We start from the raw sequence: 21,408 nt of genomic DNA on the forward strand, positions 1-21,408 counted from the left end.
TTTTCAAATATAGGAACTCCGCATTTAATGATATTACAGCTACAATGCCCTCTTTCTTTTTCCATCATAATTCACTAAATTAGCGACCTTTAGAAAAGAAGCATACAACAGTCTGATGTACAAAGAATATAAGCAGTTAGATTTACCGGAGATCGGTAAAGAGATTTTGACCCGTTGGGAACAGGAAAAAATATTCGAAAAAAGTATCAATAATCGCCCTGAGAGCAAATCATATACATTTTTTGAAGGGCCACCTTCTGCAAATGGAATGCCTGGGATCCATCACGTGATGGCGCGTACGATTAAGGATATTTTCTGTCGCTACAAGACATTGAAAGGCTACCAGGTAAAACGTAAAGGAGGCTGGGATACTCATGGTCTTCCAATTGAGCTTGCCGTCGAAAAAGCGCTTGGTATTACAAAAGAAGATATCGGCAAAAAGATTACCGTCGAAGAATATAATGAAGCTTGCCGCAAGGAGGTGATGAAATATACAGATGTCTGGAATGACCTAACCAACAAAATGGGCTATTGGGTTGACCTTGAACATCCTTACATCACCTATAAAAACGAATACATCGAAACACTATGGTATTTGTTAAAAGAACTTTACAAAAAAGGCTTACTATACAAAGGTTACACCATCCAACCCTACTCTCCAGCAGCAGGTACCGGACTAAGCTCGCATGAGCTTAATCAACCGGGTACATACAAAGATGTCAAGGATACAACCATTGTTGCTGAATTCCGATTGATCAAGAGCCAGCTGCATCCGGCAATCGAAAAACTGGTTGATGATGAAGCCGAAGATGTTGCGTTCATCGCTTGGACGACTACACCTTGGACATTACCTTCCAATACAGCCTTGGTAGTCGGCAAGAAAATAAACTATGTGAAGATCCGTACGTTCAACAAGTATACGGGAGCGCCTGTATCTGTTGTATTGGCAAAAGATCTGATCGGGAAACATTTTAAAGCTGAAGGTGAAAATGCATCTTTTCAAGACTACAAATTGGGTGATAAAGTAATCCCTTGGGAACTTGCTGCAGAATTTGTCGGCGAGGAACTGGTTGGCTTACGTTACGAGCAATTGTTGCCCTATATAACCAATGAAGATTTACAGGAAAATGCCTTCCGCGTAATCCCTGGCGACTTCGTGACCACGGAGGACGGTACGGGGATCGTACACGCTGCACCTACTTACGGTGCGGATGACTTTCGCGTAGCAAAAGAGCACGGTGTTCCGGGCATCCTGGTGAAAGACGAAAATGGAAAAGATGTTCCTACGGTAGACCGTACAGGCCGTTTCGTCAATGAAATCACGGATTTCGCCGGACGATTTGTCAAAGAGGAATACTACAGTGCCGAAGAACGGGCAAAAGAGGACTTCAAACCTACTGACGTCTTGATCTCCATTAAATTAAAAGAGGATAATAAAGCATTTGACGTAAAAAAATACGAGCACACATACCCACACTGTTGGCGTACAGACAAACCGGTTTTATACTATCCATTAGATAGCTGGTTTATCCGTACAACAGCGGTAAAAGAAGATTTGGTTGCTTTAAATAAAACAATCAACTGGAAACCAGAAGCTACTGGTACGGGGCGCTTTGGAAACTGGTTGGAAAATTTGGTGGACTGGAACCTTTCCCGCTCACGCTACTGGGGAACTCCACTTCCTATCTGGCGCTCGGAAGACGAGAATGAAGAAGTTTGTATCGGTTCATTGCCAGAGTTAAAATCGCTATTGGAAGCCTCCCTGAGGTCGGACGTTTTATCCGCAGATGAGAAAGCAAAAAATCAGGCTTACTTGGATAAATTTGATACAGAGGAGTTGGATTTACACCGACCTTATGTCGATGATATTGTCCTTGTTTCTGATGCCGGTCAAAAATTATTCCGTGAACCCGACCTAATTGACGTATGGTTTGATTCTGGTGCAATGCCTTATGCCCAATGGGGACTGGATCATGAGAAATTGGCCAAAGGTGAAGAATTTCCATTTAAAGCCGGATTCAATCATGCATACCCGGCAGACTTTATTGCCGAAGGTGTTGACCAGACTCGTGGATGGTTCTTTACGCTACATGCGATCTCCACGATGATGTATAAATCGGTCTCTTTTAAAAACGTTGTCTCCAACGGTCTGGTATTGGATAAAAACGGAAATAAGATGTCCAAACGTCTGGGAAATGGTGTTGACCCTTTCTCTACTATCGATCAGTATAGTGCCGATGCAACACGTTGGTATATGATCAGTAATGCTGCTCCTTGGGACAACTTAAAGTTCAACATGGAGGGATTGGATGAGGTCCGTCGTAAATTCTTCGGTACGCTATACAATACCTATGCATTTTTTGCACTTTATGCCAATATTGATAAGTTCTCCTACGCAGAACCAGATATTGCATTGGAAAACCGTCCTGAAATCGATCGCTGGATTATCTCATTACTAAATTCACTAACGAAAGAAGTGGATGAATATCTAGCGGATTACGAACCGACAAAAGCGGCTCGTGCAATCCAAAATTTTGTGGACGAGCATCTGAGCAATTGGTACGTTCGCTTGTGCCGTCGCCGTTTTTGGAAGGGAGAATATACAGAAGATAAAATTTCGGCCTACCAGACCTTATACACTTGTCTGGATACCATTTCGAAATTAATGTCACCGATATCGCCATTTTTCTCGGATAGACTGTTCCTGGATTTGAATACAGCAACAAATAAAGAGCAAGTTGAATCCGTTCACTTGGCGAACTTCCCGGTATACAACGAAAGTTTGGTGGACAAAGCTCTGGAAGAACGTATGGCCCTGGCGCAAGACATCTCCTCGTTGACATTATCGCTGCGTAAAAAAACGTCCATCAATGTGCGTCAGCCGTTAAACAAAATCCTTGTTCCGGTATTGGACAGTGCTTTCCAGGAAAAAGTGGAGAAAGTAAAAGATTTGATACTTTCAGAAACAAATATCAAAGATATTGAGTTCATTACGGATACGACAGGTATTATCAAGAAAAAAATAAAACCCAACTTTAAAGCTCTTGGCGCGAAAGTTGGTAAGGATATGAAGTTAGTCTCTTCAGCTATCCAATCGTTGACTATAGATCAAATCAGCACGTTGGAATCAACAGGTGAATTAGCCTTAACGGGTACGCCATATACTATTCTATTGAGCGATGTAGAAATTATAGCAGAGGATGTGGAAGGATGGCAGGTTGCTAATTTGGGTAAATTAACCGTTGCATTAGATGTCCATATCACCGGAGAATTGAAGAAAGAAGGTTTATCAAGAGAATTGATCAACCGGTTACAAAATTTACGGAAGGAAAAAGGTCTCGAAGTAACGGATAGAATTAACGTAAAGTTAACAGTTTCACCAGAAGTGGTCGATGCTGCGAAAGAAAATTTATCTTATATTTGCACCGAAATTCTAGCCGATTCATTGGTATTTGAAGATTCACTAACTCAAGGAGAGACCATCGAGATCGATGGCAAAGAACTTAAGGCATTAATCCAAAAAAATTAAATTATGGCAAACAACAACGAGAAAACACGCTATAGCGATTCAGAATTACAAGAATTTAAAGATATTATCTTGGACAAGCTTAGAATAGCAAAAGAAGAGCTTTCCTCGTTGACAGCAACGCTCAATAACAGCAATGCGAATGGTACAGACGATACGGCAGGTACTTACAAGACCTTAGAGGACGGTTCTGCAACGTTGGAGAAAGAACAAACAAACCAATTGGCTGCGCGTCAAAAGAAGTTTATCGACAACCTCGAAGCAGCGTTGGTGCGCATCGAGAACAAAACGTATGGTATCTGTAGAGAAACCGGAAAACTGATTCAAAAAGAACGTTTGAAAGCTGTTCCGCATACGACGTTGAGCATAGAAGCGAAAAACAAACAATATTAATTTTAAGCAAAAATATATGGTCTTTGCTCCGGCAAAGACCATTTTTATAGCACAATGAAGGGGTATACGAAACCAGTCGCACTAATTGTCGCGATTCTTTTAATAGACCAATTGTCAAAAATATGGGTTAAGCTCTCTATGACAATTGGACAAAGTCATCACATATTAGGTAAATTCTTCCAGATCCATTTTATTGAAAATAATGGAATGGCTTATGGAATGGAGTTTGGTGGCGATTACGGGAAATTGTTCCTGACCGTGTTTCGGATACTGGCCGTAGCTGGTATCGGCTATGGTTTACATTACATGGTTAAGAATAAATACAACCGTGGTTTTATATTAAATGTAGCTTTGATTCTCGCTGGTGCTTTGGGAAATATCATTGATTCGGCATTCTATGGCGTGATCTTCAGTGAGAGCACCTTTTACGAAAAAGCATCTTTATTTCCAGCAGGTGGCGGCTATTCGTCCTTCTTGCATGGAAAGGTCGTCGACATGCTTTATTTCCCATTAATCGAAGGAACTTTCCCAACTTGGGTGCCTTTTTGGGGTGGAGAAGATTTTCTATTCTTCAGGCCAGTATTTAATATCGCTGATTCGGCAATCTCAGTAGGTGTTGTGTTAATATTACTATTCCAAAAGCGGTATTTCAAAACGGAAAAAGAGGAAAAATCAAGTATCCACAGCGAAATCGTTGAAGATTAACGAAATATCATACAAAAGCCTTGTTAATCGCAAGGCTTTTCTTTTAAAACGTTAAAAATAAAAATGGGGATTGTAATCCGATTATCAAATAATCCGATCATGCAGGGCTATGACGATCTCCCTACTAAATACTTAAAAATGAAAAACATAAACTTATACCTAATCGTCTGCTTCCTTTTTGTGACAAAATACACACAAGCTCAGCAAATTGAAATTCCCAAGCTGAAAAAACATATCTACTACCTGGCTGATGACAAGATGAAAGGTAGGGGAACTGGTAGCAAAGAAGTATTCAAAGCAGCAGACTATATCGAAAAAGAATTCAAAAAATATAAATTACAACCCAAAGGTGAACATGGTTACCGTCAGTCTTTCAAAGCCAAAGTATGGAAAGTGAAAGTAGCCGACAGTATCCGTGATGCAGACAACATTATCGGCTTTATTGATAATGGAGCAGCCTTGACAGTGGTGATAGGCGCTCATTACGATCATTTGGGTACAGGCCACCAAGGTAGTTCAAAAGATTCCTTAGGTGTGGGTAAAATCCACAATGGTGCTGATGACAATGCTTCCGGTACTGCCGGTTTATTGGAACTTGCCCGTTATTTTAGTACCAATAAGGAAAAAGAACCTTACAATCTATTATTTATAGCCTTTGGCGCTGAGGAGCTGGGATTAGTAGGTTCCAAATATTTTACGGAACACCCCACCCTGCCGCTTGAAAAAATCACCGCCATGCTCAATATGGATATGATCGGCCGTTACAATCCTGACAATGGGCTTGCCGTCATCGGATATGGTACAAGCAGCCAATGGCCGACGATTTTCAAAAACATCCAGGCGCCTATAAAATTCAACCTGAGCAAGGACGGTAACGGCGGATCCGATCAAACTTCCTTTTATAAGAAGAATATTCCGGTATTATTTTTCCATACCGGTGGGCATCCAGACTACCACATGCCTACCGATGATGCAGACAAAATTGATTACAAGGCATTGAAATCTATTCTTGACCTGGAGAAATCGGTGATTGAAAATGTGATGAAACAGTCCGATAAAATGGACTTTATCTGGACGAACTAAATACATAAAATCCGCTTGTTTTTTCGAAGTTCTTAGCCGCGGGGACATCATGATCGGATTGAATGAAGACGGATACAAAAATAACTATACGGATGAAAAAAATTCTTGTCACAGGATCCAACGGTTTTTTGGGTCAAAAGATTGTAGACCTACTTGTTGGAAATGATCGCTATGAAGTTACAGCTATTTCAAAAGGCTCAAACAGAAATCCAAATCAAGCTGGATATGTATTTGAGCAAATTGACTTACTGGATCATACAAAACTGACGGATTTTTTATCCAGTCATACCTTTGATGCGATTGTACATACTGCAGCGATGACTAGTGTCGAAGCATGTGAAGCCGATAAAGCGGCCTGCCAGCTGACCAATGTAGATCTCGTACAAACCTTAGCGAACTACTGCGAAAAAAATCAGACACAGTTGGTTCATCTCTCAACCGATTTTGTATTCGATGGCAAAAAAGGCAGTCCCTATCGTGAACAGGATCAACCCAATCCCCAAAGTGAATATGGGAAAAGTAAATATGCCTCGGAGCAAGTACTCGCACAGTCTGCCTGCAACTATGCCATTTTACGTACAATTTTAGTCTATGGTATAAATGCTGACCCAAATCGTTCTAATTTAGTGCTATGGGCAAAGGGAAAGCTTATACAAAAAGAAGCGATAAAAGTAGTCAATGACCAATGGAGAATGCCTACATTTGTAGATGATTTAGCGTATGCTTGTCAATTGGCCATTGAACGAGAGGCTCAGGGAATATTCCACATCTCTGGGGCAGAATTGATGTCCATCAATGAAGCGGTTTATGCAGTTGCAGATTATTGGCAACTGGACAAATCATTGATTTCGGAAATCAGCGCCGCAAGTATCGGACAAGCGGACAACAGGCCTCGTCAGACAGGTTTTGATCTGAGTAAATCCAAAAACGAACTGGGCTATGTACCGACGCCATTTGTGGAATCCTTGGCAATAATTGATAGGCAATCTAAGGAACTTGGAAGATAATGACAAAAAATAACATGATAGAGAAATTTGCGAGAGAGTCATACACGGAGATGAATGAATTGGTCCTCCCGAATGATACCAATACGTTTGGAAATCTCATGGGCGGTCGTTTATTATATTGGATGGATATTTGTTCGGCTATTGCTGCACAGAAGCATTGTAGCAATGTCGTTGTTACAGTATCTGTAGATAATGTATCTTTTAAGCGTTCGATCAAACTGGGTGAAGTGGTCACCATACAGGCACAAGTCACCCGTGCATTTAACAGTTCGTTAGAAGTACGCATGGAAATTTTTGCATCAAATTTGCCGGAGGGCACTCGCGTAAAAACCAATGAAGCATATTATACTTTCGTTGCTGTTGATGCCGACAACAATCCGAAGGCTGTGCCGGTATTGATTCCTGAAACAGAATCAGAACACAAAGCTTTTGAAGATGCATTGCAACGTAGAGAACTTCGCCTTATTCTCGCCGGAAAATTAAAGCCCGAAAATGCAAAAAAGCTAAAAGCGTTGGTCAGCCTGTTCAGCCAGAAGAACTAATTCAGGATTGATAAACTAAACTGCTATATATAAAGCGAGGATATACATGTATATCCTCGCTTTATATATTTATATGCTACAAAAAACAGCGCGGTTCTCTCCTTTATTTTGAACGGTTATTCCGAACTGCCTAAAGCCAAGATCCGATCGAATTCCTCAGGCTTTAGCGGCATCACCGATAGACGGCCTTGTCTCACCAAAGCGATGTCCTGTAATTGCTCATCTGCTTTTATCATCTCCAGCGTAACAGACTTCTTCAATGTTTCAACAGGAGCCAGATCTACGACAACCCAGCGCTCATCATCGGTTGTTGGGTCCTGATAAAATTCTTTCACGACCTTCGCGACACCAACGACATCCTTTCCCTCGTTGCTATGATAGAAAAGGACCAAATCCCCTTCTCTCATCGCCTTCATATTATTCCTAGCCTGGTAATTGCGTACACCATCCCAAAACGTCCGCCCATCTTTATTAAATTGCTCCCAACTATATTTAAATGGTTCAGATTTCACTAAGAAATATTGCATAATCAACTGTTTATTAAGCGTTAAAAACTATTGTTGTGGCATTAATACTTCCATTTTATCCGCAAAATGCGCGCAGTAATCGCGCAAGTCACCAATAACCTTCTCGGCCATGGGATCTCCGCCCGAAGAACGGATAAAGGAGTCCCCCAAAGTTTGTAAAGTTTCGTAAAAAAAACGTTTCATCTCGTCGTAAGGCATGTCCTTCGTCCAAAGGTCGATCCGCATTGAATTTTTATAATGTGAATCCCATAGGGCTAAAAACATCGCTTTCGCGGGTAATTCTTCCGCATTATTCCCATCTGTGGACGACCACATGATGTTTTCAGGAACATTGTTTTCGTCAAGCTCTACTTGTAATTTTATTTCTGCTTTTTTCATTTTAGTATTGAGATATGAGTATTGAGATATGAGTATTGAGATTTTACCTCAACAAGCCTACGGCTTACGCACTATCTCCATTTTTTAATTTTCACTTTTAAATATATCAACTGAATGTCACTTTAACGATCAGGCTGACAACACAGACCACCACCAAAAATGCCAATTGCAACATCCACATTTTTTTATTTTCTTTAATAAGTACTCTAAACAAAATATCGACAACTGTCAGTATTATCATCAATGCAATAAATGCCCCCCATGTAAAGAGTGCCTTTTCGTCATTAGGATTTTCCATGACAAACCAGGCGACCAAGCATGCAGCAGCAATATTTAATGGGGTAAACCGCATGTTTGTTATCGTTTCTTGAAATTACGGCTTGATCCGGTTGATTTACCACCACCCGATTTGCCTTTGCTTTTAGCCTTTGGCTTATAGCCTGAGGCACGTTGTGCTTCACGGACTTCCTTTTGTTTGATCACATATTTCTTCTCATGGAAAGCGCCCTGATAATCTGGGTTGTCTTTTTTCTTTTGATTATCAATATCACGTGCAATATCCTGCTTCTCCTGAAAAGGCGTCTTCTCCACGAATACCTCCTCCGGGATTGGATAAACCGGAATACTCTGTTTGATCAACTTTTCAATTTTTCGAACATAGTACTTCTCGGCCTCATTGCAAAAGGTAATCGCATCCCCTTCATTGAACGCCCGGCCTGTACGTCCGATACGATGTACATAGTCTTCGATGACAATAGGCACTTCGAAATTGATCACGTGGCTTACATTGGAAACATCGAGCCCGCGTGCTGCAACATCCGTTGCAACAAGGATACGGATATTTCCTTCCTTAAATGCATTGATTGAGTTAATACGTGTATTCTGCCCTTTATTGGCATGAATAACGCGGACTTCATCTTTGCCATATTTACGTTCCAGGAAATGAAAAACATTGTCCGCTACTTGTTTCGTTTTGCAAAAAACAATCAATCTGCTAAACGCTGCATCGTCTTTCAATAGATGCTGCAGTAAGTTCAATTTCGTTTTTTGATTGGGCACAAAATATAAAGCCTGACTGACCGTTTTAGCCGGAGTCGCCTGTTCCGAAACTTCTATTACAGTAGGGAATGCCAGAAAATCACCTGCAATTTTACGGACAAGTTCGCTCATGGTCGCTGAAAACAATAAATTTTGGCGTTTGCGCGGCACGATTTCCAATACGCGGTGAATCTTGCTGATAAAGCCCATATCCATCATCTTGTCCGCTTCATCCAACACCAAAAACTTGAGTGACTTCACGACAATATGTCCTTCCAAATATAAATCCAAGAATCGGCCAGGTGTAGCGACAATGATATCAACTCCTTTTTCAAGGGTTTCAATCTGTGTTTTAGGCCCCAGTCCACCGTATAAAACGACGGAACGCAAATCGAGGTAGGTAGAAAACAGCTTGATATTCTCTTCGATCTGCATAGCCAGTTCTCTTGTTGGTGTCAAGATCAACGCCCGCGGATCATTTCCCTGAGCGTATTTCAATTTCATCAGCATGGGCAATACAAATGCAGCCGTTTTTCCGGTTCCTGTCTGGGCTATTCCCATCACATCCTGCCCCGCCAATATCGGTGTAATTGCCTTCTCCTGGATCTCAGTCGGTTGTTCATAACCTGCTTCTGTGATCGCATTTAAGATTTGTTTATTGAATTTAAAATTTTCAAATGATTGCTGCATCTGACAAAGATAAGGAAAAGAGTCCATTTGACTTTCCTCGATGAACATTCCCGTACACATTTACTTTTAATTGACATAAAAATTGGGAAAAAGCACAATATAAAGTCTAATATTTTGGTTTTTAACAGAATTAAAGCATTTTTGTAGGGTATAAACAAACTTTTTATCAGGTTGATATGAAAAAATTATGGATGTGTTTGTTGCTGATAACAACAAGCTTTGCTGCATTTGCCGATGAGGGAATGTGGTTTTTAATGTATCTAAAGCGTCTGAATGAGGCTGATATGCAGAAAAAAGGTCTTCGTTTAAGTGCCGAAGAGATCTACAGCATTAACCACTCGAGCTTAAAAGATGCGATCGTACAATTCAACGGTGGATGTACCGCAGAGATTGTGTCTGACCAAGGCTTGGTATTCACCAACCACCACTGTGGGTATGGTGCTATTGCCGAACTGTCTACACCGGAAAATGACCACTTAACAAATGGTTTTTGGGCAAAAACAAAAAGCGAGGAATTGAAACCAAAATCCCTATCTGTCCGCTTTTTCGTACGGATGGATGATGTTTCAAAACGCATCTTAGGTTTGGTCAACAATAAAATGACTGAAGATGAGCGCAACAAAATTATTGCCGCTGAGATCGCTAAAATCCAAAAGGAGAACAGCGAAAATGGGAAGTATGTTGTTGAGGTAAAATCTTTCTACCAAGGTAATGAGTATTATTATTTTGTGTACCAAGATTATAATGATGTACGTTTAGTGGGAACGCCACCAAATAGCATCGGTAAATTCGGTGGAGACACAGACAACTGGGAATGGCCACGTCATACAGGTGACTTTTCGATTTTCCGTGTCTATGCAGACAGAAACGGAAACCCCGCGGAGTATGCACAGGACAATGTTCCGTTGAAACCAAAACATTTCCTACCGGTCAGTTTAAAAGGTGTTCAAGAAGGCGATTTTGCGATGATTTTGGGATATCCCGGCCGCACAAACCGTTGGATGCCATCGGGTGGAATCAATCAAAACGTAAAATTTGCGTACCCGGCTTGGGTAGAGGCCTCCAAAACAGGCATGGATGCCATGAAAAAATTCATGGACCAAGATCAGGCGGTTAAGTTGAATTATGCGTCGAAATACTCTCAGGTTGCCAATTATTGGAAAAACCGTCAAGGTATGATTGACGCATTGACCTTACATAAAACAGCAGCTTCAAAAGCTAAAGATGAGGTTAAATTTGACAAATGGGCAAATAAGGCAGCCAACAAAGCAGAATACGGAGATGTGATCAAAACAATCAATGCTTACTATGCCGCAACCAACGAGAAAGCTAGACATGATAACTACCTCATGGGAATGATTCGCTCCAGTGCTATTGCGACACTGCCTTACACGATCGGTTCTGGCTTAGAAATTTATGCTGCGGGTGATGAAGCACGGAAAAAAGATATTCTTCCTCGCTTAAAATCGGCTATCGATGCTGGCTACGAAAAAATGTATATGCCTTTGGAAGAACAGGTGTTGATCGACGAATTGAATCTATATGCAAAAAAAGCAGGGAATATTGCCCCTTATGTTGCTGAGTTGGCTGCTAAAAACAACAATGATTTTACCGCTTACATCAAAGAATCTGTAAAGAACAGCATTTTTGCTTCTGCGGAGCGTCTGAACAATTATTTAGAGAACCCAAGTGCTGAAATTTTGGCAAACGATCCGTTGTACAAATTATCGTCCGCATTGATCAGTAAATACCGTCAGGAAGATCCAAGCTTAAAAACGGAGCAAGACAAGTTTGATGGAGCTTATCGTAAATACGTTGCCGGTGTATTGGCTTCCAATCCAAAAGGAAAATTCTATCCGGATGCAAACAGCACATTGCGTCTCTCATATGGTTCAATCAAAGGCTTGCCACAAGACCCACGTAATGACGCTGACAAGAACTTCTATACGACCTTAAAAGGCACTATCGCGAAGTACAAAAAAGGTGATGAAGAGTTCGATTTGCCCCAACGTTTGATGGATCTGTACAAAAATAAGGACTATGGACGTTACGCTGATAAAAAAGGGTATTTACCAGTAAACTTCCTAAGTGACAACGACATAACAGGCGGAAACTCAGGTTCTCCCGTAATAAATGGTAATGGTGAATTAATTGGCCTAGCTTTTGATGGTAATATTGAGGCCATGGCCGGTGATGTGATCTTCGACCATAAGCTACAACGTACAATTTCAGTTGACATTCGCTACGTTTTATTTATCATTGATAAATTTGCAGGAGCAACCAACATTATTGACGAACTTAAGATTGTTGAATAGTTTTTTTTAAGCTTTTTCGATAAAAAAAAACGAAATTTATTTTCTATTTGATTCGTTTTTGTATATTTAAGGAGTGTTTAGGAAAAACCATAAAAACTAAAATTATAATTATAAAAAAATGGAAAACTACGTAAAATTAAAAGAGTTAGTAGCTTCTATCGAAGCTGATGCAGACAAGTTCTTCAACAATGGTAATTCTGCTGCTGGTACACGTGTACGTAAAGGATTACAAGACATCAAAACCTTAGCACAAGAAATTCGTAACGAAGTTACTGCTAAGAAAAACGGCGGAAAATAATCTTTCCTGAGTTTACATAAAAAAGGCCTTTCAAATGAAGGGCCTTTTTTATGTGTTAATGGACTTAGCACTTGTTACAAGTAATAACAGCCCATTACAAGGTTATACACTTTAACACCAAGATAGTCTCCTACAACAGCATTTAGTTTGTCGTAAACTTGCTTTCTATTCAAAGGTTTGTCTTTTTTCTTAAGAAATTCGGCAGAAGAAATCGTTACTGGACTCAGTTCGACTTTGGTCGCAAACATATTATAATGAAGCTCAGGAACAGCCAACCCCAAAATCATCCCCGGTAAACCATTGAATGCGGAGGGTCCGCCAGATACTGGAATCTGATCCGTATAAAATGCCACAGCATAGATCGAGTCAAGCACAAGTCCATTTGCCCGCCGACATTGATATCCCGCGATCTCCCGGTACTCATTCGTAATTTTCCATTTTATCCTTAGCGTTGAATCAGCGATTACGATACGTTCTCCTCCCAATTCGAAGGTGGATTTGAATTCCTTTGTTTTCAGGTTCTGATAACTGCTAATTCCAGATTCAAAAATACCCATCTGCATTAACCCCTGTGTGACTTCAGGATAATCCTCAACAATATGCTCATACAACACTTCATTTGGAGAAAATTTCAAGGTCTTTCTCAACACTTGATTTTCTGGAGCCGCATCACCCAGTCCCTTAAAGGCATTACGGCTCTCTTCGTCTTTGGAATAGGCTGCATACCGCTTGATCAAATTTTTAAGAAATACGGTTTTCTCAAAAGTAATCGTCCCACGGTCCGGGAAATAAGCGTATTGCCCCATGGCCACTTTTCCCAAAAATAGGACTAAAAATAAGGTTATTGTATTTTTGATCGTTCTCATTTTATTTCGATTTGGCTATCATCTTGTTGATTTCCCAGCTTAGTTTTACCATATAATACCTACCGATTGTATTAAATCGACGCTCGGTAAGCAGCGTTCCGTTTTGATTTCGTTCAAAGCCAATATTTTGATTCAATATGTCATTAACCATAAAGGTTGCTTCGAGCTTCTCGTCTTTCATAAACTTTTTCGATAGTGCAGGGCTCAACACAAAACGTTCGAACTTTTTACTATACACCGCCGTCGGTGCCTGATATCGATAGTTAAAATCTGTCCGCAATACAAATTTAGCCGGAAGAAAGTATTTAAGACTTCCATTAGAAGATAATGTAAAACCTTTACTGTCTTCCATCTTACCAATTGAATTATTCTGAATGACATAGCCCGGTGAAACTTCAAATTCAAAATCCAGACCTTTTGTTGTGGACTTTTGAAGCCCATAATTCAATGAATAAGTTTGAAATTTCGCATTCGCCAAAACATTGTTCACATAATTATAATTGTTACCAATGGAGATAGTAGGTCCTCCACCGTGTCTCAATTGATACTTTTTCCACAGGATCCCATAATACATAGGACTAATGCTGAGCTGATTATTGGTATTGTGATTTAAGTTATCCCAGATAAACGTAGTCTTACCCACAGAATCGATTGTTGCATTTTGAACCAGGGCTTTGTTGGTACGGGAAGCATTGATGAAAATACCATAAAACTCACCTTTAAGAATTGAAAAAGATCTAAAACCTAAATTCAATTCATTGGTATAGGATGGTTTTAAGTTTTCGTTTCCTAAATATTCGTTCAACGGATCAAGGTTTGACCGTAGTGGCTGAATCTGATTGAGTGAAGGCAATCCATTTGTGCCTCGATAGACCATTGAAATTGACCTATTTTTTTTAATCTCATAATTTAAATCCAAAACAGGGTTATAAACAAAAAATGACCTGGACAGATGTGCATTATCGGCTCGGTTTAACTGCGACAAATCGCTATTTTCAAATCTATTTGCGATATTAATAACAAATTTTTCCAGCGGTTTATAGTTGACCGAAAGATTATAGGTATTCTTTGTGGTTTTATACAAAAAATCGTTGCTATAAACTTCATCCGGATCATCGTATTTTCCTGTGACAGGATTTTTGTTAGATGATTTTACCGAATTATTGTCGCGGTTAAAGTTGATGCCGTACTCAAACGCTAAAATAAGCTTCTTTGATAGTGGTTCAGAGTAAGACACATCCCCCCCCATTGCAAACGATTTATTTGCAATCACCTTCTCTTGATCTAAAATCGTATTGCCGACAGAATCACCATCCCTGTAATAGCTTAGATTGGAATATAGCTGCTGTCTTCCGTCCTGCTTGTTGCCTGATGTTGCATAGCTAAATGTTAATGAACGCCCCTTTTTCTTAAATCTCCTCACATAAATTGCCGAGGTATTATACTGTTCTGACTCGGTATCATTCTTAAAATTTCGGGTATTTCCATTAATCTGTTGATCAAATTGGTCAAAGGTCGTTGAAATGGTTGCTGAAGAGCTAATATCCCTTCTCCGATTCGCACCAGCCCAAACCGTCAGATCCGATAAAGAATCTATTTTAAATTCATATTTCAGTCCGACGTTATGTTTTTTATTGTCGCTGGAAGCAGCCGTATTATTGTCGCTGATCAAAATGGTATCCCGTGCTGCATTTCTGGTGAATGTACTTCTGTCCAGATCTACATTCGATTGACCGTACTTATAGTCAATACGCCACGTATGTTTTTTATTTGCTGTTTTATCTGAATATAGAAAACCTGTATTTAAGGACTTCGGCACCCCTTCGCCCTCAAAATTTCCAGAACCGTCACCATCACCACCTATACTTGATGCCTCTTGACCATTCAGCCCTGTTTTTCCGGTATTACTTGCGATCAGATAAGTTGAAATCCGAAAAGATTGATTGAAATAATTCAAAAAGCCCTGACCAAGGTAAAATTTATTATTTCCGACACCAGCATCGGCTTTCCCAAATATACCACGTTTTGCTTCCTCTTTTAGTTTTACATTGATGGTCTGCGTACGTACTCCATCATCAATGCCCGTTTTCTCCGCTTTATCGGATTTCTTCTCATAGACCTGAATCTTGTCGACCATATCCGAACGGATATTTCGGCTCACCAATTTCGGGTCATCCCCGAAAAACTCTTCGCCATCGACAAGCATCTTTTCGACCGTTTTCCCCTGTGCGGTAATCTTCCCCGAAGCATCCACGGTAATCCCGGGCAGCACTTTCAAAAGATCTTCAACCTTTGCATTTTTCTCCACCTTGAAACTCCTGGCATCGTATTCCGTTGTATCGCCTTTAATTGTTATGGGGATCCGTCCCGTTACAATCACTTCCTCTAATAAAGTCGTACTGCTCGTAAGTCCAATCGACAAATTCGTGTAATCCTTCTCAGGTAAGATGTCTGCATAATATTCACCATATTTTGGATAGGTAACAATAAGAATATATTGTCCGGTATCTGGTTTGGCCAAAGAGAATTTTCCGTCCTCATCGGAGCGCGTAAAATCCGTTAGTATCGAATCTTGGGCCGTCAACAACATGATCGTTGCATTTTGTAACTTTAGCTGATCCTTTACATCGTTGATCTTTCCCTCGATTTTGGATTGTGCTTGAACTATTCCGCAGGAGCAAAGTAGGAAAAGTAAAAGTGGTAACCACAGGCTTTTCATAAAATTTATTGAATGGTATATAATGATAAATTGTATTAGCAGGCAAAACTACAATTTTGCCACTATTATTTTTCACTTCGACTTAAAAAAAATAACCATGTAATGAAAAAAACATGAAAATAATCGTACTAATTCGCTTTTAACCTATCATATAGCAGCTAAATTTCGCATAAAATTATTCCGATCAACATTGATTTTACTTTTTCTTACCAAGAAAGGGCTACCTATCGGAAGCCCTTTCTTGGATAGGCACTTGAGTGCCGGACAAATTAAACACACTTATGCTTGATGCGTCGTTACAAATTGCCCAATTCCATAATAAACTGAACGGTTTCTTTATTCATGTGCTGTGACAGAACGCCCGAAATCTGATCGGTCATTGTCTTTCTGGTCATCCGTTTCACTTTACTTTTTTCGAATCTCTTTTTATCCATGATCACATCATTGCTCAATTCGACTTTCGTGGCAAAATAGGAAACATGCTGGCTCGGCACTACCAATCCTAGGATCATCCCAGGAAGACCGTTGATGGACTCAGGTCCGCCACTGATTGGAATCTCATTACAATAATAGCCGATTACATAAATCGAGTCAGCTGTAAGACCATTGGCTCTCCGGCAATTATATCCCGCGATTTCCCGATACTCGTCAGTAATTTTCCATTTAATACGTTTCATCGTATCTTCCACAATAATCTTTTCACCAACGATATCATTATACCTTAGAAAAGAACGGGTCGTCATATTGGACAAAGTAATTCCTTCAAAGTCCAATGCAAGCATCATGATGTATTGCTTGACCATCTGATCCAGATTATCATCTTTGACTGGTTCAAACAAGGTTTCATTGGCATTAAATTTTAGGGTCTTTTTCAATACAGCATTTTCAGGAAGTTTGGGTAACACCTGTTCAAAAAATATTTTTGATTTATCATCAGCCTTCGCTAAAAACTTTTTGCCCACAATATTTTTCATGTACATGGTTTTATCATAGGAAATGCTCCCAGACCTTCCAAATAGCGTGTACTGCGCCTTGAGGCTTAGAACTGTACAACAAAAAAAGAGAAAAACGATATATTTTAACATGGTATTTATCTTAAATTTTATAAAAACATTTTTGTGAAATCCCAGGATAACTTGAGCATATAATATCTACGGATCGTATCATAACGTCGCTGTGTAAAAATTGATGTTGATGCCGAACGGCTAAAACCTTTATTTTGGTTCAGTACATCGTTGATCATAAAATCCAACATCAAAGATTCATTCTTGAGGAACTTTTTACTTACTCCGGGATGCAACAAGAATTGTTCGAATTTTTCATCAAAAGCCTTCGTTGCTGCCTCGTAGGTATAGCTATAGTTTGTATATACTTTAAAGGTTTTATTGATAAAATATTCCACACTACCATTCGATCCAAATACAAAGCCATTACTATTCGTGTTACGTTCCAAGCTGGATTTCATTAAGCGATATTGTGGGCTGAAGTTTAAATCGAAATTCAATCCAGTCTTTGTATCTCTTTTAAAATTATACGTAAAATTGAAATTCGTTGTGTTGACGTTGTTTAATTGCTGGTTGAATAGATTATAATTATCACTCATATTCAGGTAGAACTGTGGCGAATTGGACAAGCCCAATTTTTTGCTCAATTTGAAATGGTATCCGGACCAGATATTCACGGAAGTATTTGTTTTACCCTTTACATTATTCCAGGTGTAGATATTGAGTCCTTTTACAGTATCAATATTTTGTGTGATCGGATTTTTATCCAAAGTGATATTCCCGCCCGCATAGACATAACTTCCAGTCAAAATCCGAAATGAGTTATAGTTGATATTTAAGGAGTTTCTAAAAGAAGGTTTTAAATTTTCATTTCCCAAATACCGGTTGATCTGATCCGAATTATCCAGAATAGGCTGAATCTGACTCATGGAAGGTAATTGATTCTTTCCGGTGTAATTCATCCATAACCCTTTGGTCTTTGTGAAGGAATATCCGGCACTTACATTGGGATTATAAGTAAAATAACTTCTGGAAAGCCCCTCTTGACTATAGTAATTATATTGTTTGAGCTTATCATTATTAAAATTATTAGCAACGGTAAACTTCAACTTATCGGTTGTATGCACGACGGCTAATTTATATCTGCTGCTCCGTCTATCAAAATCGTAATTGTTACTGAAACGACTGTCCAGATCATCATATTTTCCGTCCGCACCTTTATTGAATGATTCAACACGGGAAGAGTTATTACTACTCTCTATTCCAGTTCCGACAACAAGGTTCCAAACTTTCGACATTGGCTCTGTATAGGAAACTGAAGCCCCCAGTACATCATTTTTATTATTGCGTTCCTTGCGTTGATCTGTCGAGTCTATCGGTGTATATCCTATAGTATCCTTTTTAAGAGAATTCTGAACGGTTGAAAATAGATGACCATCACCTATCATTTCACTTCGTCTGAATTGACCGTCAAATGTAAAAGAACGTCCTTTTTTCTTAAATTTATGGGTAAAATAAGTACTAAAATTCAACTCATTGACTGTGTTCTTGATGGTCTCCTGCGTTTTTTCAGCTACAGTTGTATCCATATTCTGGGCAAACTGATAGGCTTCACGTTTATTGTCCGACCAGAGATTTTTGCGGGAAATTCCACCCCGGATCGTCAAGGTATTTAATGAATCAAAATTCAGATCATATTTCAAATTGGCGCGATGCTGGTCATTTTCTGTATCTATGGATTTAGTTGACTTATTATTGATCAATCCCGTACTGATTGTCTCATCATCTCCATCACTGCTTAATCTTCCGTATTTATAGTTAATATTGACGTTATGTTTATCCTTGTTGAATTTATCCGAAAAATTGATCCCCGAATTAATCGCTCGCGGTATACCAATTACACCCTGCCCTGAAAAAGGATCCGTAAAATTAGACCAGGACATGGACCCGTCATCCCCGTATGAAACACCCGAGTCACCACCGTATTTCTGTGCATCCTGCCAGTTCATGCTTGTCGTCCCGTTATTTCCAAAAAGACCATAAACGGAGATCTTTTGAGATCCTTTGAATTTGTTTAACATCAACTGCCCCATGTAATAGTCACTGGTACCGCCACCGAGTAAGGCTTTTCCGAACATGCCATTTTTGGAACCATCTTTTAGTTTGACATTAATAGTCTGTTCACGTTGACCGTCATCTACACCTGTTCGCTCCGCCTGCTCGGATTTCTTTTCATACACCTGTACCTTATCAACCATATCTGATCGAATATTGCGGGTCACCAATGTCGGATCGTCACCAAAAAACTCCTCACCATCCACCAATACCTTTTTGACAGTTTTACCTTGTGCGGTAATTTTTCCGGACGCGTCAACGGTGATCCCAGGCAAGACTTTCAACAAATCTTCAACCTTCGCATTTTTTTCTACTTTAAAACTACCAGCGTCATACTCCGTGGTGTCTCCTTTTATAGTAATGGGAATTCGACCAGTAACAATAACTTCCTCCAATAAAGTGGCCGTTTTGGTCAGCCCAACAGCTAACTTGGAATAATCTTTATCCTTAGAAATCTCTGTATAATAATCACCGTATTTGGGATAACTTATGATCAATAGATAAGATCCTGTATCGGGCTTGGATAAAGAAAAAAGTCCATTTTCATCTGATCTCGTAAAACCTGTCAATATGGAATCTTTAGCGGTTAGCAACATGACTGTTGCATCAGATAATTTGACCTGATCCTTGACATCACTTATTTTTCCGGCAATAATTTTGGACTGCGCGAGCGCCATTCCCTGAGTACCGAAAACGAAAAATAAGAGAATTTGAAAAACTCTTTTCATAAAATTGTTGGATAGTATATTAATATCAATATAACATTAGTAGATAAAACCAATGTTTTGTTACAGTAAATTTAATTTTATTTCTAAAAAAATTTCCCCGGTTGCTCCGACTCTAATTGAAACGAAATAAAAAGGTCATATCTCTAGGAAACAATACTTGGCAAATTTCATAAAGGGATCTGAATTATTGATAGCTTTTATCCTGCTGCATCTTGATCAATTTCCATAATTGCAGACAGAAAGAGCAGATCAATGCCACAAAAACAATCTGGAAGAATATCGAGATATAATTGCGGTATGCGGCCATCATTTCTATGCGCTCAAGCTTATTCATCCAATAGCTATTGAGTAGCATACCACAGATTGATCCCAAAAGAAAAAATACGATGGCATATTTTTTATCCGAATGCGCTTTAGATTTTGCATTTTCCAAACCTGCAATCTTCCCCATAATACGTTGTTCAAAGTCGTCAAATGGCATGCTTACTTTGCTCATTTGCATGACCTGTTTCATTTTCTTGTGTTCGTTATCCATGATATTCGGATTTTTTAATCAATTGACTCAATACCAGTTGCATATTTTTGCGCGCCCGATGTAGTATAACTTTTGTGTTAGCGAGTGTCCAGCCCATGATTTCCTGAATTTCCTCCATGGATTGTTCCTCCAGATAGAATAGGCGTAGGGCAACAGATTCCTTGGGTGATAATATAGCTAGGGCATCATTAATCATTTCTTTTCGCTCGTTGTCAATAATTTCATCGAGAACAGACGCATCATAGGCTAGGTCATGATCCGTCAGCTCAAAATTGATCAATGCTATTTTCTTATACCGTATGCTATTAAAGGCAACGTGGACAACGATACGATAAAACCAGGTACTAAATTTTGATTTGCCTTTGAAAGAGGATAAGGATTGATAGCATTTAATAAAAGCATCTTGGACAACATCTTCTGCCAAATGTTCTTGCTTGACAATGGAAAGCGCAACAGAAAAAGCCATATCCTGATACGTTTTTATAAAATACCGGTATGACTCAACATCTCCCGACAGTACTTTTCGAATATAGATTTCATCCATTGAATGGCTAAATATCGCGTTTTTTATCCAATTTATTCGCTACAATCATTGCCACACCGGCAGCTATGATTAAAATTGCGACCACGAGTGAATCAGGCAAACCAGCACTCACATAGTTTTGTAATATGCCCACAATAAATAGTCCAATGCCTATTCCCAATACCAGGATCCCCGGCTTTTGCCAATCAGCGGGTTGCCTCCTTCTTTCCTCTCCGGGTATATTGATTGCTGTACTGCGATAACGCATCACAAAATAAACACAAAGCGTGATACAGGTGAATAATCCCACAGCCATCACTGCTGCCATTTGCTCTTTTCCCATAATAATTTGATTTAATTTTAACATTAGTCACCATCGGGTTCGAAAAGGTTACAACAAATTGAGTTAAATGTGC

The 21,408-nt window shown here is 39.5% G+C and carries 19 protein-coding genes; 8 read left to right on the top strand and 11 right to left on the bottom strand.

Features of this window, described 5'->3' with window-relative positions:
• Window positions 1-115: 115 nt before the first annotated feature.
• From ileS to HMAT_RS21495, 6 genes are all read left to right on the top strand, one after another.
• Window positions 116-3,529, top strand: a complete 3,414-nt coding sequence (gene ileS / locus HMAT_RS21470) for an isoleucine--tRNA ligase (RefSeq protein WP_104384907.1) — start codon at window positions 116-118, stop codon at window positions 3,527-3,529.
• A gap of 3 nt (window positions 3,530-3,532) precedes the next feature.
• The gene (locus HMAT_RS21475) at window positions 3,533-3,919 is read left to right on the top strand and encodes a TraR/DksA C4-type zinc finger protein (RefSeq protein ID WP_046674049.1); all 387 of its coding nucleotides are present in this window, start codon (window positions 3,533-3,535) and stop codon (window positions 3,917-3,919) included.
• A 54-nt stretch (window positions 3,920-3,973) separates the two neighbouring features.
• Window positions 3,974-4,624, top strand: a complete 651-nt coding sequence (locus HMAT_RS21480) for a lipoprotein signal peptidase (RefSeq protein WP_104384908.1) — start codon at window positions 3,974-3,976, stop codon at window positions 4,622-4,624.
• A gap of 138 nt (window positions 4,625-4,762) precedes the next feature.
• Window positions 4,763-5,707, top strand: coding sequence for a M20/M25/M40 family metallo-hydrolase (locus HMAT_RS21485; RefSeq protein ID WP_104385120.1), 945 nt, complete (start codon window positions 4,763-4,765; stop codon window positions 5,705-5,707).
• Window positions 5,708-5,799: 92 nt separating this feature from the next.
• On the top strand, window positions 5,800-6,714 hold the full coding sequence (locus HMAT_RS21490) for an NAD(P)-dependent oxidoreductase (protein WP_104384909.1): 915 nt from the start codon (window positions 5,800-5,802) through the stop codon (window positions 6,712-6,714).
• Window positions 6,715-6,728: 14 nt separating this feature from the next.
• Window positions 6,729-7,256 carry an acyl-CoA thioesterase gene (locus HMAT_RS21495; protein WP_104385121.1) on the top strand — a complete coding sequence of 176 codons (528 nt, stop codon included), beginning with the start codon at window positions 6,729-6,731 and terminating at the stop codon, window positions 7,254-7,256.
• Between the two features lie 116 nt (window positions 7,257-7,372).
• Here HMAT_RS21495 and HMAT_RS21500 read toward each other — a convergent pair whose 3' ends face one another.
• The 4 genes from HMAT_RS21500 to HMAT_RS21515 form a co-directional block, all read right to left on the bottom strand.
• Window positions 7,373-7,783, bottom strand: a complete 411-nt coding sequence (locus tag HMAT_RS21500) for an EVE domain-containing protein (RefSeq protein ID WP_104384910.1) — start codon at window positions 7,781-7,783, stop codon at window positions 7,373-7,375.
• A 27-nt stretch (window positions 7,784-7,810) separates the two neighbouring features.
• Entirely contained in the window at window positions 7,811-8,161 is a 351-nt protein-coding gene (gldC, locus tag HMAT_RS21505) for a gliding motility protein GldC (protein ID WP_088160288.1), read from the bottom strand.
• Window positions 8,162-8,267: 106 nt separating this feature from the next.
• A complete protein-coding gene (locus HMAT_RS21510; RefSeq protein ID WP_104384911.1) occupies window positions 8,268-8,513 on the bottom strand; it encodes a hypothetical protein in 246 nt (81 codons plus the stop codon).
• Between the two features lie 5 nt (window positions 8,514-8,518).
• Entirely contained in the window at window positions 8,519-9,889 is a 1,371-nt protein-coding gene (locus HMAT_RS21515; RefSeq protein WP_104385122.1) for a DEAD/DEAH box helicase, read from the bottom strand.
• A 176-nt stretch (window positions 9,890-10,065) separates the two neighbouring features.
• On the opposite strand from HMAT_RS21515, the gene HMAT_RS21520 reads away from it, so the two are divergent.
• The gene (locus HMAT_RS21520; RefSeq protein ID WP_104384912.1) at window positions 10,066-12,204 is read left to right on the top strand and encodes a S46 family peptidase; all 2,139 of its coding nucleotides are present in this window, start codon (window positions 10,066-10,068) and stop codon (window positions 12,202-12,204) included.
• 118 nt (window positions 12,205-12,322) lie between these two features.
• Window positions 12,323-12,502: a histone H1 gene (locus HMAT_RS21525; protein WP_104384913.1), complete on the top strand. Its 180-nt coding sequence runs from the start codon at window positions 12,323-12,325 to the stop codon at window positions 12,500-12,502.
• 74 nt (window positions 12,503-12,576) lie between these two features.
• On the opposite strand, the gene HMAT_RS21530 is transcribed toward HMAT_RS21525, so the two are convergent.
• From HMAT_RS21530 to HMAT_RS21560, 7 genes are all read right to left on the bottom strand, one after another.
• Window positions 12,577-13,368, bottom strand: coding sequence for a GLPGLI family protein (locus HMAT_RS21530; RefSeq protein ID WP_104384914.1), 792 nt, complete (start codon window positions 13,366-13,368; stop codon window positions 12,577-12,579).
• A gap of 1 nt (window position 13,369) precedes the next feature.
• Window positions 13,370-16,087 carry an outer membrane beta-barrel protein gene (locus tag HMAT_RS21535; RefSeq protein ID WP_104384915.1) on the bottom strand — a complete coding sequence of 906 codons (2,718 nt, stop codon included), beginning with the start codon at window positions 16,085-16,087 and terminating at the stop codon, window positions 13,370-13,372.
• A gap of 296 nt (window positions 16,088-16,383) precedes the next feature.
• On the bottom strand, window positions 16,384-17,172 hold the full coding sequence (locus tag HMAT_RS21540; RefSeq protein WP_104384916.1) for a GLPGLI family protein: 789 nt from the start codon (window positions 17,170-17,172) through the stop codon (window positions 16,384-16,386).
• A gap of 17 nt (window positions 17,173-17,189) precedes the next feature.
• Window positions 17,190-19,934, bottom strand: coding sequence for an outer membrane beta-barrel protein (locus tag HMAT_RS21545; RefSeq protein ID WP_104384917.1), 2,745 nt, complete (start codon window positions 19,932-19,934; stop codon window positions 17,190-17,192).
• A gap of 184 nt (window positions 19,935-20,118) precedes the next feature.
• Window positions 20,119-20,469 (bottom strand): hypothetical protein, encoded by a 351-nt coding sequence (locus HMAT_RS21550; protein ID WP_104384918.1) that lies wholly within the window; start codon window positions 20,467-20,469, stop codon window positions 20,119-20,121.
• Window positions 20,462-21,013, bottom strand: a complete 552-nt coding sequence (locus tag HMAT_RS21555) for an RNA polymerase sigma factor (RefSeq protein ID WP_104384919.1) — start codon at window positions 21,011-21,013, stop codon at window positions 20,462-20,464. The genes HMAT_RS21550 and HMAT_RS21555 overlap by 8 nt, the downstream gene beginning before the upstream one ends.
• Before the next feature lie 7 nt (window positions 21,014-21,020).
• A complete protein-coding gene (locus tag HMAT_RS21560; RefSeq protein ID WP_158656039.1) occupies window positions 21,021-21,335 on the bottom strand; it encodes a hypothetical protein in 315 nt (104 codons plus the stop codon).
• Window positions 21,336-21,408 lie beyond the last annotated feature (73 nt).

The sequence above is a fragment of the Sphingobacterium sp. HMA12 genome (assembly GCF_002933815.1).
GTDB lineage: Bacteria > Bacteroidota > Bacteroidia > Sphingobacteriales > Sphingobacteriaceae > Sphingobacterium.